Here is a 14,674-nt window from a genome sequence, read left to right on the forward strand (position 1 = left end):
TTTATCGTATAGTAAACACGCAACTTATAGTGAAGGAGTCAAAATGATGACAGTGACAAAAAGCAATATAAATAAAGTTATGCATGACCGTAAATCTGTTCGTAAATACGACGAAAATTATAAAATCCCTCAAGAACAACTAGAAGAATTACTAACAGAAGCCACTTCTGCGCCATCTTCAAGTAACTTACAGCCATGGCGCTTTATCGTCATTCAAGATGAAGTAATAAAAAAAGAGTTACGTGCCATTGCTAACAATCAAGAACAAGTGGAAACTTCCTCAGCTGTTATTGCTGTGCTAGGCGATACAAAAATGTACGAAAATGCGGAGTCAATCTTTACAAAAAATTACGATCTTGGTTATATTAATGAAGCAACTAAGGATTTAATGATAACTAATTCTATGAACTTGTATTCTCAGCTTCCTCAGGAGATTTTAAAAAATATCGTTACATTTGATGCTGGTCTAATTTCCATGCAAATCATGCTTTTAGCAAAAGACATGGGCTATGATACAGTACCAATGGGTGGTTTTAACAAAGAAGCCTTCGCCAAACATTTTGAATTAGCTGACCATATCGTACCCGTTATTTTAATTGCGATTGGTAAAGCAGCAGCCCCTGCCTATAATTCTTCACGTATTGAGCTCGAGCATATCGCCAAATTCATGTAATACATGTAAAATGGTCACCTTTCTATATAGGAAGGTGACTTTTTTGTGAATAGGCTGGCATGTCAGGTACCACTACAAACATAGGATAGTAATGTTTGCGAATAGTAAACGGTGAAAAATTAAAAAAATGATTCTCCAACACTAGCACAATAATTTTCCCAGGGATATTTTTTGCATTTCTTTCCTTCATTACTCAAAAAATCATCATAAAAGAAATAATGGACATTTTCTTTCTAGTACATTTGTGTGATTGCTACTAAAAATTACATATAAATGCTTGTAGATTAAACATAATAGGATTGGTATCATTAGGAGGTATTTTCTTAAGAAGGGAGGTTTTTCTGATGGACTATAATTATTATAACTCTGATTTAGATGCAGCCATGGGAGGCTTATTTCTTATCCTAATTTTAGCATCTCTAGTTCTTGGGCTAATCGCCTACATTATTAGTGCACTAATTTATTTTATGACATCTAAAACAAATGGTTTTGGAGATGTAGCCTATATTGCTTGGATTCCTATCATTAATGTATACAGTCTTTTCCTACTGACTGCTGGTGGAGATAATCGAGAAACGATTCGTGCAACGGCTCTAAAAAATACGCTTATTTATGCAGGCTTGTTTATCGTTTCGTTTATACCAGTTATCGGTATACTCGCATCACTAGGTATGGTGGGCTTTACATTGTATTTCACATATCGCCTATTCTATCGCTGGTGTGGTGAAACTGGTAAGGCTGTACTTTTCACAATTCTAATGGTTATTACAGGCGGGCTGTTCTTTGCTATTTACGGTTTAATGCGCATGAACAAACCATTCGTAGCCTAGTTCACCATCTTAAAACCTCTTTAAGTCTTCAGACTAAAGAGGTTTTTTGGCGTAGTTTCACATAATAATGCCGCATAGATTTAGGAATTCCTTTTAATACTAGAGTGCCATTATAAACTAAATATCGGATTCTATATTCTAAATAAAAGATGTTTGGCTGTTTCTCCATGCTAGCAAGTAGCTCTAAAAGAAATGTTCCAGTTTGAATAAAATCCACATGTCCCTGCTCATGATGCATTTCTTTTAGCTTCTTCACGATGAAAGAGTCATAAAAATTTTCAGGCACCTCTTGAATATGCTGATGCTCCCATTGACGAAGTACTGCTGTTGATTCTGCCAAACCTTCCCATTGCTGTAGAAATTTTTGACGTCCCTTTACTGATAATCTCTTTATATCATACAGATTTGGATTCCACTGACGTTCGATCACTTGCTGTCCATTTGAATGTATAAGAAATATTTCATTGTGCTGATCACGCAATACATAGAGGAAAAACCGAAGCCCACATTGTTCTTCTATATGGTCCCCACACCAAATATAGATAGGTAGGTGACTAGGGATATCACGTATCTCTCGAATGGCATCTCTTATTTTAGTAGGACCAACAAAGTCATCCATCTCATCGTTAATATTTTCCATTAACCACTTTTGGCGGAATGCTTGTCCTCTTTCTTCATCAAGCTTCCACAGCGGTCCTATAGACAAATCCTCAGGAAAGCCAATGACATATTTAGGCGGAGCAAGTTCCACTCGTAAGGAGCCAGCTGCAGATTCTGAGCAAACAATATGTGCAACTCGGGCAGTTGTCGTCATCCTGTTTCTTTGAAGCTGAATGTAATCATTAATGGTTTCTACCAAATAGCTAAGGTGTTCCGCCGCAGCCCAAAAAGACCATCCCTCTTTAGGATCACTTTGTTCATGCCGAAATGTTGTAAATGGCTCTGATGGCGGAAGCTCATACCTCTCCCATTCTCCATTTTCCACGACATTTGCTAATGTAATGGAATCGAGCGTTTGAATTGTATATACAAGCACCTGATTGTGGTCGTACAAAAAATAGATAAATGGGTAGTGCATCACTGTTTCCATATCCTTGGTCTCCTTTTCAAATGATAGCTTTATACTAACCTCTTCCATTATTTATTCAAAAAGCAGCTAGTCCCTACAAAAAGTATGTTATTATTATAGTTAGAAAATTTTGAATTTCTGTCAAGTAAAGGGGATTGATAATATGTATGAAAATATTTTAAGACATCCGGGGCCGACACCGATTCCAAAGAGAGTTCAGCTAGCGATGAGTCGGGATATTTTTAGTCATCGGAGTCAAGAATTTGTAGAATTATACCGAAAAACGATTGAGGCGGTAAAGCCTGTCTTTGGCACGACACAGGACATTTTACTCTTGCCATCGGGCGGGACAGCTGCACTAGAAGCTGCGGCAGTCAATACGGTTGCCGCTGGTGAGGAAGTTGTGGTCATTACGGTCGGGGCATTCGGTGACTATTTCGTTTCCATTTGCGAGCAATACGGCTTCCATGTACATAAGCTTGAAAAAGAGTGGGGACAAGCTTGCACACCTGAGGAGCTACGGGCATTTTTACAGCCATTACAAAATATCAAAGCGGTTTTTATCACATATAACGAAACTTCTACAGGCATTTTAAACCCTGTTGCTGAATTAGCACAAGTGATTCAAGACGAAACAGATGCACTCGTTATCGTGGATGGCGTAAGCTGCATCGGTGGCGCGCCGGCTGAAATGGATGCTTGGGGTATTGATATTCTCGTGACAGGCTCTCAAAAAGCGATGATGCTACCGCCTGGACTCTCTCTTGTCAGTGTGAGCGAAAGAGCTTGGCAAGTCATTGAAGATAATCAAACGCCAGCCTATTATTTAAATCTATTAAGTTATCGTAGTTGGGCTGAAAAGGGGATGACGCCAAATACTCCTGCTATCACGCTTATTGATGGCCTGCATGAGGTTTGTCAGTTAATTGAACAGGAAGGTGGCTTCCAGCAAACAATTGCCCGTCATGAACTCATGAAAAACATGGTACGTAGCGCTATGAAAGCATTACACATCGAGCTCTTAACTGAAGATCAATATGCCTCCCCTACCATTACAGCTATTATGGCACCAAAGGGAATTGAGCTTGGTGAATTCTTAACACACCTTAAGCAGCAATATCACCTAGATTTTGCAGGTGGCCTTGGTCACCTACAAGGTAAAATTTTCAGATTTGGCCATATGGGCTACTGCTTCCCAAGTGATATCCTACAAGCTGTATCCTTATTGGAGGCCGCGCTTCAAGACTTCGCTTATGACTTCCAGCCAGGCGCAGGTGTCCTTGCCGCTCAAGAGGTATATTTAGCAGCTCAACGTAAAGCATTGCAACGTTAATAAGAAAACAGGTGAAGCATTTTTGTGCTTTGAATAGCTTGATTTGGGTAATACCTTCTCTTTTTTAAACAAAAAGTATGGTCATTGTTAAACTAAATCTCTGCTCTTAGCTAAATACGTGGCACGCATGCTATCAGGGACCATACTCCCTCCTGTTGCCCAAATCAGATGTGTTGCCTGTTCCATTTTGTCCGCTAAGTTATGCTTTTCCAAATAGCTTTGCCCGTTTTTCATTAATCGAATCGGTCCAAACATTCCCGCATGTGCGGATGGCTCTAAAAATAATTTTTCGCTATCCATTGCTAAACCTAATGAGGTAAACAATTCTTCATCCGTCACTGTATAGCAGCCGCTTATATACGTTTCCATTACTTTTCCTACAAACTTGGAGGCGCGGCCCACTGCCAGACCATCTGCTTCGGTTTTATTGTCTAATTCAATATCCTCTACGCTAATAGCATCATGAAGTCCAGTCATTAAGCCTAGCGTCATGCAAGGAGATGCCACGGGCTCCGCAAAGAAAATATGCACATGTTCACCAAATAGTTCTCGTAATCCGTAGGCAACTCCACCTGGTCCTCCTCCTACCCCACATGGTAAATAAACAAACAATGGGTTTGTAGCACTGACTGGCACATTCATATGTTCTAATTGCCCTTTTAAACGCATTGCTGCGACTGCATAGCCAGCAAACAAATCCTTAGAGTTTTCATCATCAATGAAATGACACATCGGATCTAATTCTGCTTCTTGGCGTCCCTGTTCAACGGCAGCACTGTAATCACCCTCATATTCAACAACCGTGGCACCTTTTTCTCTGAGTAAAGCTTTTTTCCATTCCTTGGCATCACTCGACATATGTACAACGACATTAAAGCCGAGCTTCTTGCCCATAATGCCGATACTTAAGCCTAAATTTCCTGTAGAGCCAACTGCGATGGTGTATTGCTGAAAGAAGGATTGAAACTCCGCAGATGCTAAACGCCCATAATCATCTATTTTTTGGAGCTTTCCACTCGCCAGCGCCAGCCTTTCAGCATGCTTTAAGACCTCATAAATGCCTCCACGCGCCTTGATGGAACCTGAGATAGGTAAAGCATGATCGGATTTTAAAAGTAACTGACCTTCTATAAGCACACCATATTTATTCTCAATCGCACCTTTCATAGCAGGGATTTCTTGAATACCTGATTCGATTAATCCATTACTTGCCACAAGCTCAGGGAACGCCAGCTTTAAATATGCGGAAAAGCGTTGTAACGTTTCCTCTGCCTCCTCCACTTCTTCCATAGTAAAAAGCGATGTTGCCGGATTCTTCACTCTATTTGTATTTTCCCAAAGTACAGTATCTTTTGCCGCCATCAATTTCAACTGTGGAAACTGCTCTAAAAAATCATGTTTAAGTTCATTTTTCACCTGTAGAATCCTCCATTTTTTGTGCAGAAATCGCTCGTTCACAAATTTGTCGAAATTTCATTTCAAACGAAATATTGTTTTCTTGTGTCCTTTTTTTAGGGCCCTTGGTACGTCCACCTGCCCTTCGAATTTTTTGACCGACATGACGCATATCGAGCAAACGTTCGATATTTTCATTAGACATTTCTCGTCCATTTTGATCAATAGGATACCCTCCTCTTGCTAAAACCATTGCCGCAAGCCCGTAATCCTGTGTTATGACAATATCATGTTTTGAAAGCGCGTTCACTAGCGTAAAATCAACCGAATCAGGACCTTTCGGTACAATAATTGTTATTACATTATCACGTTCCACACGGTGGGATGTATCGCAAAATAAGATAGTTTCAATCTCAAACTCAGATGATACAGATAGCGCCAAATCCACTACTGGACAGGCATCAGCATCTATAAGAACCTTCACAATAAGGCATCATTCCTTTCTCATAATTAGATGAATACTAATACAATAAATTATTTTAAAATAATATTTACATGACCCCTCTTGCTCAATTTTTCACAAACTCAAAAAGTATTTTATTGAATAGTTTGAAAAATAAATATACGATACACCTATCAACTAAATGGGGGTTTTACTATGACAATCACAACTGTTAGCAATGAACAATTAGCTAAAGAATACGTAGATGGCGTATTCGAGCAACTTAAACAACAGAACTGTCATCAAGCGGAGTTTCTACAAGCAGCTGAAGAAATTTTTATTTCATTAGTACCTGTATTCGTCCAACATCCTGAATATATTAAGGCCAATATTTTATCACGTATTGTTGAGCCTGATCGCATCATTTCCTTCCGTGTCGCTTGGCAAGATGATCATAATCAAGTCCAAGTAAATCGTGGATATCGTGTACAATATAGCAATGTCATGGGGCCTTATAAAGGCGGTCTACGCTTCCACCCTTCGGTAAATGAATCCATCATTAAATTCCTTGGCTTTGAACAAATCTTTAAAAATGCTTTAACAGGCCAACCAATCGGTGGTGGTAAAGGTGGCTCAAACTTTGATCCGAAAGGTAAATCAGATTCTGAAATCATGCGATTCTGCCAAGCGTTCATGACTGAATTATACCGTCATATTGGTCCAGATGTCGATGTTCCTGCTGGTGATATTGGTGTAGGCGCTCGTGAAGTAGGTTATTTATGGGGGCAATATAAACGTTTAACGAAAGCTAGTGAATCAGGTGTATTAACTGGGAAAACTCCTGGGTATGGTGGCTCTTTAGCACGTAAAGAGGCAACGGGTTACGGTACAGTTTATTTCGTTAATGAGATGTTAAAAGATGTGAATGATTCATTTGAAGGAAAAACTGTGGTCGTTTCTGGTTCTGGAAACGTTTCGACGTATGCAATTGAGAAAGCACAGCAATACGGCGCAAAAGTAGTTGCTTGCTCTGATTCCTCAGGCTATATTTATGACCCAGAAGGCTTAGATTTAGATGTCATTAAAGAAATCAAAGAAGTAAAAGGTGATCGTATTTCAACTTACGTAAGTTACCGACCAAATGCTACTTTTACTAATGGCTGCACTGGCATTTGGACAATTCCTTGTGACATTGCTCTACCATGTGCAACTCAAAACGAAATTAATGGTGAATCAGCTCGTACATTAATTTCTAATGGGGTCAAAGCGATTGGTGAAGGTGCCAACATGCCTTCTGATCTTGAAGCAATTAATGAATTCTTAAATGCAGGTGTATTATTCGGACCAGCAAAAGCAGCGAATGCTGGAGGAGTTGCTGTATCTGCTCTTGAAATGGCACAAGATTCAAGCCGCGTATTTTGGTCATTTGAAGAAGTAGATGCGAAACTTCATCAAATTATGAAAGATATTTATTCAGATAGTAAAGCTGCTGCTGAAAAATACGGCTTCCCTGGCAACTTAGTTATGGGTGCAAACATCGCTGGCTTTATTAAGGTGGCAGATGGAATGCTTACTGAAGGCATTTATTAATTACTGACCTAGCAATCTAGCATAAATCCACCACCCAGTTACGAAGCATTTCAAACACACAAGGTGATGACGATTATTCGTTATCACCTTGTTTTTTATTGCAAATCAGCAATAAATGATATAAATAAACACACAAAACGAACATTTTTCATATTAAATATTTAAAATATTCGTGTTATAATTTTAGAGTACTATGAATATTGGAGGGTTTTTTGTGGAATTATTGTATACAGGGAAAACGAAGAATGTGTTCAGATTAGAAGACGGTCATTATTTATTAAAATTTAAGGACGATGTAACAGGTGAAAACGGCGTGTTCGACCCAGGCGCTAATACGGTTGGCTTAACAATGGATGGTGCTGGCTTAGCGGGTTTACGCTTAACTTCTTATTTCTATTCTAAATTAAATGAACAAGGTGTTCCTACTCACTATGTAGATGCAAACTTTGATGATGCAACAATGACTGTAAAACCTGCAACAGTGTTCGGGAACGGTTTAGAAGTAATTTGCCGCTTTAAGGCAGTTGGCTCATTCCTACGACGCTACGGCGCCTATGCGCAGGAAGGCCAAGATCTTGATGCCTTTGTGGAAGTTACCATTAAAGATGATGATCGCCAAGATCCTCCAATCTCTGAAGATGCATTAGCTATGTTAAACCTGTTAACACACGAAGAATATGCCATTTTAAAACAACGTACAATTGAAATTTCTAAATTTGTAGGAACTGAGCTTGCTAAAAAGGGCTTAACGCTTTATGACATTAAATTGGAATTCGGCCGTGATGCCCAAACTAATGAAATTTTATTAATCGATGAAATTTCTGGTGGTAATATGCGTGCTTACAAAGGTGAGCAATATATTAAACCATTAGAGCTTGAAAAAATTATACTAAGTAACTAAGAAGAGTCGCCGTTGTGCGGCTCTTTTGTCATGAAAATAACTTATTTTTACTTTCTACGAAACTTTTCACTGGGTCGCTCGTATACTAACTATGCGTAACATGCAATTATTCTATTATTTTGGAGGTAGTTTAATGGAAAATTTTAATGACACACAAAATGAAGAAAGGCCAAAGATGAATCCGTTTATATCCGTTTGGTTACATCCAAAGCAAACCGCTCGCTATATGATTAACGAAAAATCAATCGGCTTTGCTATTTTGATTATGTCCATCGGTTATATCGGCTCTATCATGTCAGGGCTGACGGATTCGGAGTTTTTCACTGAACTTTCCCCTTGGTTATTGGCTTTACTGTGTGTAATTTTTGCTCCAATCGCTGGTATTATTGGGACAGCTATATCCGCTCTCATCACATGGCTATTTGGTAAGCTATTTAAGGGTACTGGTACGTATTCAGACTTATTTAAAGGGCTGAGCCTTACAGCTGTACCATTTATAGTGCTTATTCCATTTTATTTAATCTGGTTAATCACTTCTCCGGAATCCTTATTAGATCCAAACTTTATGGGCTCACTGCCATGGATTTTTTGGCCAGCCATTTTAGCTTCTATTGTTGTCACTATTTGGTCTTTCGTCATTTCTGTCGGTGTGGTAGCAGAAGCACACCAAATCACTAATTGGATGGCCTTTTTCACGATCTTTATTCCAGGAATTATTTTATTCATCTTGTTCTTCGTTCTATTCTTCATTATCCTAGTTGGGGCTATCGGAGTAGGCATGATGTAAAAAATCTCCCCTCTCATTTAAGAGAGTGGGAGATTTTTTTACAGTTTAAATTGGGCAACCAATGTCTTTAAATCTATAGCCAATGTTGATAATTGGGCTGATTTCCCCGCCATAACCTCCATTGAGCTACTTGTCTGTTCTGTTGTCGCTGTCGTTTGCTCCACACCTGCTGCAGATTCTTCTGCGACCGCAGCTATTTCTTGAATAGCACTATTCATTTTTTGACCATCATCCGTTACTTTTGATAAATTTTTGGAAATCAATTGAACACTTTCTACAACATCATTAATAGAATCACTAATCGTCGTAAACGTTTCACTCGTAGCTTTAATTTGAGTTGTCCCATCTTTTACCTCCTGATAGCCATCCTCTAATGAGCTCGTAACAACATCAAAATCTTGCTGAATATTTGCTACAATTGTTGTAATATCATTGACTGAATAGCCAACTTGTTCAGCAAGCTTGCGTACTTCATCCGCAACCACCGCAAATCCCTTGCCATGTTCACCTGCCCTAGCAGCTTCAATCGCGGCATTTAAAGCTAATAAATTGGTTTGATTGGCAATATCTTTAATGACCACCACCAATTTAGAAATTTCCTGTGCTTGGGCATCTAAATTTTTTACTTTCTCTACTGCATTTTGTACAATACTATCAATCTTTTTCATTTGAGAATTAGAAGATGTCATGAGCTGACTTCCTTCATTGGTTAAGCCTAACACTTCAAAAGAAGATTGATGAATATGCTCACCATACTGATTTGTTTCACGCAAATCCGCAGTAAAACGTTCCATCAAGGAAGTTAATTCGTTCGAATGATGTGCTTGTCCTTCTGCCCCAGATGCTAATTCATTCATTGTTATCGCCACTTGCTCTGCACCCATATTCACTTCATTGGCCGATTGTGAAAGCTCCTTACTAGAAGTAGTAATTAAATCAGATGCTTGAGCAATATTGTGTATCATGTCCTTCAATTTAGATTGCATTTGATTCATAGCGTTTGCCAGTTTGCCAATTTCGTCTTTTGAGCGAATAGACATACTTTCTTGCGTCAAATCGCCCTCTGCAAATCGCTCCATCGCTTGGACCACTCGGTTGATAGGTTTAGCCATACTACTTGCATACTGCCAAATAACTAATACCCCAATAATAATAGCGACACCAATTACAATCATCGTTAATTTCAAAATACTCTCCGCTGGTTTATTAAAGTCTGCTAAATAGGTACTGGCACCAATAACCCATCCCCAATACGGATCCGTTTCTGCATAGACCCCTTTATCCTCTAGTTGATCTGAATTTGGTAATGGCCACGAATAGGAGACAAATCCACCACCTTCATTCCCCTTGGCAATGATTTCTTGCATATACTTAACTCCATTATCATCCTGTTCATCCCAGACATTATTTCCCTCTATGTTCGGATGTGCAATAGAGGTCCCCTTTTGGTCTACAACAAAGATATAACCGTTCTCACCTAGTTTAATATTTTTATTAATAGGTCGCTTTCCTTCATTATCCTTTTTCCCTAAAATAGCGACCTTCACTTTCTCTTGTGCTTCTTCTAAAGTTAAATTACCTGCCTCTACCTCTTGATTAAATTGTTCAATCATGGCAATGGTCATTTCCACACTGTTTCTTAAGTTTTCTTTTCCCACCGACTCTAAATTTGATTTACTTTGTTGATAGCTTAGATAGCCTAAAATAATCAAGGGAATCATTAAAAGCAATAAAGAGAAAGCAATCAGTTTGGCTTTAATAGATCTAAATGGAACGAATGTATTCATGTATTTTTTCTCCTCTTTAAATAGACTTAAGACCTATTTCGTTTCAAAAACATCGCAAAATTATGTATTTATACTTTTCAATCCATTGCACAAGTCATTACCTTATACTCACCAATTTTATTACATAAAAAACCAAACAACAACATTTTTCGAGCAAATTCGATAAAAAAATGTAGAAAAGCATTTCTTTGCTTTTCTACATTTGCCGTATTTCGATATCTGTAATTTGTTAAACTGTTAGCGCTGTAGTTTGTTGGAACAGTTCCGAGACTCCAGATTCGACCGCTGCACCGCTAACTGCACGAGAGACAATGGCAACAACACGTTCATCTAATGACTTAGGAACAATATATTCCTCCATAAGCTCTTCATCACTAACAAGTGAAGCTATTGCTTCCACAGCAGCTAGTTTCATGGTTTCATTGATATCCGTAGCACGTACATCTAATGCGCCACGGAAAATGCCAGGGAACGCCAGGACATTGTTAATTTGATTCGGATAATCCGAACGACCCGTACCCATTACACGAACTCCCCACGCCTTGGCATTTTCATACGTAATTTCTGGATTTGGGTTAGCTAATGCAAAGACCACCGGGTTTTCATTCATAGACGCAATATGCCCCTCTGTTAATAGATTGGCAACCGAAACACCAATAAAAACATCCGCACCAACGAGCGCCTCACTCAACGTACCATGTATTTTCTCTGGATTTGTTAAATGAGTAACCGCCTCTTTAATCGGATTCATCCCCTCTTTACGTCCCTCATAAATAATACCTTTTGTATCACACATAAAAATATTTTTATAGCCCATTTGCACAAGGATTCGTAAAATAGCAATCCCTGCTGCCCCAGCGCCATTGATGACGACCTTCATTGTCGCAATATCCTTTTGCACAATACGATTCGCATTAATCATAGCGGCACCTACTACAATAGCTGTACCATGCTGATCATCATGGAATACTGGTATATCACATTCCTGACGCAGTCGATCCTCAATTTCAAAACATCTAGGTGCTGAAATATCCTCTAAATTCACCGCCCCAAACGTCGGAGCAAGCGCCTTCACAATGCTGACGATTTCATCCGTACTTTTTGTATCTAAACATATTGGAAAAGCATCAACATTGGCAAAACGCTTTAATAAAATCGCTTTCCCTTCCATAACTGGTAATGCAGCTTTAGGACCAATATCCCCTAATCCTAAAACTGCCGTACCATCTGACACAACTGCCACCATATTCCCCTTCATTGTATAGTCATAAACCAGCGATGGGTTTCTTTCAATTTCCACACATGGTGCAGCCACTCCAGGTGAATAAGCAAGACTTAAATCATAAGAATCCTGTACTGGAACTTTTGAAATCACCTCTAATTTACCGCTATAATGTGCATGCATTTCTAAAGCTTTCTTCATGACGTCCATTCCATCCCATCCTTTTCCCTTTGTTTTTCATTATATTTTAGAATCATATTACTTTGTGAAAATATAGTCAACGAATTTTCTGTCAATTTATTTTTCATTTCGAAAACACAGCATTACAAGACTTCATACACGCCTTTCTGTCAAATTAAACTTTTCACAATCAATTATTTTAAAATAGTTAATATCATAAGGATGAATATTGGGAAATGTACAACTATCGCCTTTCAAGCTGTTCAATATTTCACATAGTATTTTTCTTGTGTAAAAGAGAATTTTTTCACAAACTTTTGTAAGCGTATCCATTGAGCCAAGTGAGTTTGTCACAATTTATTCACATTTTTTCACAAAGTTTTTTACTATTGCTGTTACCGCATTTAAGCCCAACAAAAAAAGAGCCCTATTGCAAGGACTCTTCAGTAAAATGACGAATAAATGCTCTGATTATATGCTTAGAAGACCATTGATCGCCAGACACTTTAATAATGGGATACTCTCGAGGGAAAATATTGGACGTCATCTCCTCTACTGAATAACCTTGTACAAACAAGTGACGAACCTTCTCTTCCATTTCTTCAATATACGCTATTTTTTCTAGTATTCTATTTCTGCCATCTGTTAAATAGCCTGCATGACAACAATAAACTTCGTTAAAATCATAGGTTAATAATTTTTTTAACGATGCTAAGGTATGTACAATATTTTCTTCATCGAGTACTACCTTCGTTTTCGTTTGAATGTATAAATCTCCCGTGAACATAGCACCTGATTGACGATTATAGAAGGCCAGATGATCTGTCGTATGCCCAGGTGTTTCAATAACGTCCCAGACAGCTGTTTTTGTTTGCAATGTAGTGCCTATTGGCTGCGCTAGAAAAGCTGGCCGCTCCCCCCATAATGCTTGACGGTACAAAGGATAATCACCCTTCTTCGTACAAGCCTGAAGAGATTCACGGTGAAGATAAATAGGAATATCCATTTGCTGTTGAAGCCAGGCGGCATTGCCCGCATGATCCTCATGCGAATGAGTAAGGGCAATTTGCTCCATTGGTAGCTCCTTAAAAAATGATTGAAACTCCTGTGCCAGCGAATTTGAGCCTGTATCGATTAATAAGCCATCAACAAAAAAGCTATACACACTCATACCAAACCCCTGAACAGCTACCTTTCCAAGTGCACATTGTACATCACCATGGCGTTGAACTCCTATGCTCGTCTCACGTTTAAACATCCACTTTCCCCCTTTTAAAAGAGTGTAGCATAAAATGAATGGTGAGTCATTTTGAATTCGATCGGCTTTTTTAAGGGTTGGCTATCCGTTTGTTTTGGCATTTGAGCCATAGATTCAGTAACTCTATCTATTTGTTTCGAGCGAGCTAGACGGGAGACGCTTTTTTGGCTCTATCCGTCGGTTTTGGCTTTCTATCCCCCAGTTTCAGCTTCCTATCCGTCACTTTTGGCATCCTATCCGTCACTTTCTCCTTTCTATCCGTCCGTTCCAGGATTATCCTATCCGTCACTTTCTCCTTCCTATCCGTCACTTTCCCACTTCTATCCATCACTTTCCCCCGCACCCGATCCACCACCAAAAAAACGCCCACCAAAGTGAGCGTTTTTGCTTTAACCCTTATTCATTTGTACCTTTTTCAACCTCATATTGTGTAATCCAATCACTAAAGCTACCTACGTATAACTGAATGTTTTCATAGCCTTCATCTGCTAATACGGCATAAAGCGGGGATGCGGTTACACCACTGCCACAGTAGACAACCACATGTTCATCTTGTGCAACTTTTTGACGCAATGCATCGTTAGCCTGCAATTGTCCATCTTTCTTTAATTGCTCCCAGTCAAAGTTTTTTGCTGTTGGTATATGACCTGCTACTTTATCTAATGGCTCGAATTCCCCACGATAACGCTCAGCCGCACGAGCATCGAGTAAAGTTGCTTTCACTTCTCCGTCCACAATCGCCTTTACTGCTTGGCGTGGTGCATACAGCTCATCCTTCCAATCAAAATCAATGATTGTTGGTGGGTATTTTACGACGTCTTTTGTAAATGGCACTTTCGTTTCCAATGCCGATGCTCCCCCGTTAACAATGACAACATTTGGGAAACCAGCATACGTCAGCATCCACCAAGCACGTGGAGCGAAAGGTGCTGCTCCTTGATCATAGATAACGATTTGATCTTCATAACGTAAGCCTAATTCTTGAAATACAGATGTCAATTTTTCTTTGTTCGGCATTGGGTGACGACCGTCTTGACTGTCCATATCAGATAGCTGCTGCTCTAAATCCATATGGATTGCTCCTGTTGCATGACCTTCTTCAAATGCTTTTTTTCCAGCTTCTTTGTCTTGTAAATCAAAACGAGCATCGATAAAACGGACACCATCAAACTGAATTTCATCTACTGATTTGAATACTTTTCCCATA

The 14,674-nt window shown here is 39.1% G+C and carries 13 protein-coding genes; 6 read left to right on the forward strand and 7 right to left on the reverse strand.

Features of this window, described 5'->3' with window-relative positions; all coding sequences use genetic code 11:
• The first annotated feature begins 46 nt into the window (after positions 1-46).
• Positions 47-673 (forward strand): nitroreductase family protein, encoded by a 627-nt coding sequence (locus AC3CH7_RS02300; RefSeq protein WP_031419498.1) that lies wholly within the window; start codon positions 47-49, stop codon positions 671-673.
• 344 nt (positions 674-1,017) lie between these two features.
• Entirely contained in the window at positions 1,018-1,503 is a 486-nt protein-coding gene (locus tag AC3CH7_RS02305) for a hypothetical protein (RefSeq protein WP_012293817.1), read from the forward strand.
• A 28-nt stretch (positions 1,504-1,531) separates the two neighbouring features.
• Here the strand turns inward: AC3CH7_RS02305 and AC3CH7_RS02310 are convergent, their stop codons facing one another.
• Entirely contained in the window at positions 1,532-2,593 is a 1,062-nt protein-coding gene (locus tag AC3CH7_RS02310) for a DUF1835 domain-containing protein (RefSeq protein ID WP_488381540.1), read from the reverse strand.
• 142 nt (positions 2,594-2,735) lie between these two features.
• Here AC3CH7_RS02310 and AC3CH7_RS02315 point away from each other — a divergent pair, with 142 nt between their 5' ends.
• Positions 2,736-3,905 carry a pyridoxal-phosphate-dependent aminotransferase family protein gene (locus tag AC3CH7_RS02315; RefSeq protein ID WP_099805987.1) on the forward strand — a complete coding sequence of 390 codons (1,170 nt, stop codon included), beginning with the start codon at positions 2,736-2,738 and terminating at the stop codon, positions 3,903-3,905.
• A gap of 87 nt (positions 3,906-3,992) precedes the next feature.
• On the opposite strand, the gene dsdA is transcribed toward AC3CH7_RS02315, so the two are convergent.
• Positions 3,993-5,321 carry a D-serine ammonia-lyase gene (gene dsdA, locus AC3CH7_RS02320; RefSeq protein WP_012293814.1) on the reverse strand — a complete coding sequence of 443 codons (1,329 nt, stop codon included), beginning with the start codon at positions 5,319-5,321 and terminating at the stop codon, positions 3,993-3,995.
• Entirely contained in the window at positions 5,311-5,784 is a 474-nt protein-coding gene (locus AC3CH7_RS02325; RefSeq protein WP_031419490.1) for a YaiI/YqxD family protein, read from the reverse strand. Before AC3CH7_RS02325 ends, dsdA begins: the two co-directional genes overlap by 11 nt.
• 174 nt (positions 5,785-5,958) lie before the next feature.
• Here AC3CH7_RS02325 and gdhA point away from each other — a divergent pair, with 174 nt between their 5' ends.
• The 3 genes from gdhA (at position 5,959) to AC3CH7_RS02340 (ending at position 9,020) form a co-directional block, all read left to right on the forward strand.
• Positions 5,959-7,332 carry an NADP-specific glutamate dehydrogenase gene (gene gdhA, locus AC3CH7_RS02330; RefSeq protein WP_012293812.1) on the forward strand — a complete coding sequence of 458 codons (1,374 nt, stop codon included), beginning with the start codon at positions 5,959-5,961 and terminating at the stop codon, positions 7,330-7,332.
• A 214-nt stretch (positions 7,333-7,546) separates the two neighbouring features.
• Entirely contained in the window at positions 7,547-8,233 is a 687-nt protein-coding gene (locus AC3CH7_RS02335) for a phosphoribosylaminoimidazolesuccinocarboxamide synthase (RefSeq protein WP_031419487.1), read from the forward strand.
• 133 nt (positions 8,234-8,366) lie between these two features.
• Positions 8,367-9,020 carry a Yip1 family protein gene (locus AC3CH7_RS02340; protein ID WP_031419485.1) on the forward strand — a complete coding sequence of 218 codons (654 nt, stop codon included), beginning with the start codon at positions 8,367-8,369 and terminating at the stop codon, positions 9,018-9,020.
• A 38-nt stretch (positions 9,021-9,058) separates the two neighbouring features.
• Here the strand turns inward: AC3CH7_RS02340 and AC3CH7_RS02345 are convergent, their stop codons facing one another.
• The 4 genes from AC3CH7_RS02345 to AC3CH7_RS02360 form a co-directional block, all read right to left on the reverse strand.
• Positions 9,059-10,807 (reverse strand): methyl-accepting chemotaxis protein, encoded by a 1,749-nt coding sequence (locus AC3CH7_RS02345; protein WP_488381541.1) that lies wholly within the window; start codon positions 10,805-10,807, stop codon positions 9,059-9,061.
• 229 nt (positions 10,808-11,036) lie between these two features.
• On the reverse strand, positions 11,037-12,239 hold the full coding sequence (locus tag AC3CH7_RS02350) for an NAD(P)-dependent malic enzyme (protein ID WP_488381542.1): 1,203 nt from the start codon (positions 12,237-12,239) through the stop codon (positions 11,037-11,039).
• Between the two features lie 397 nt (positions 12,240-12,636).
• Positions 12,637-13,467: an MBL fold metallo-hydrolase gene (locus AC3CH7_RS02355; RefSeq protein ID WP_031419480.1), complete on the reverse strand. Its 831-nt coding sequence runs from the start codon at positions 13,465-13,467 to the stop codon at positions 12,637-12,639.
• 396 nt (positions 13,468-13,863) lie between these two features.
• Positions 13,864-14,673, reverse strand: a complete 810-nt coding sequence (locus AC3CH7_RS02360; protein ID WP_031419476.1) for a sulfurtransferase — start codon at positions 14,671-14,673, stop codon at positions 13,864-13,866.
• Position 14,674 lies beyond the last annotated feature (1 nt).

The sequence above is a fragment of the Lysinibacillus sp. F12 genome (genome assembly GCF_057773605.1).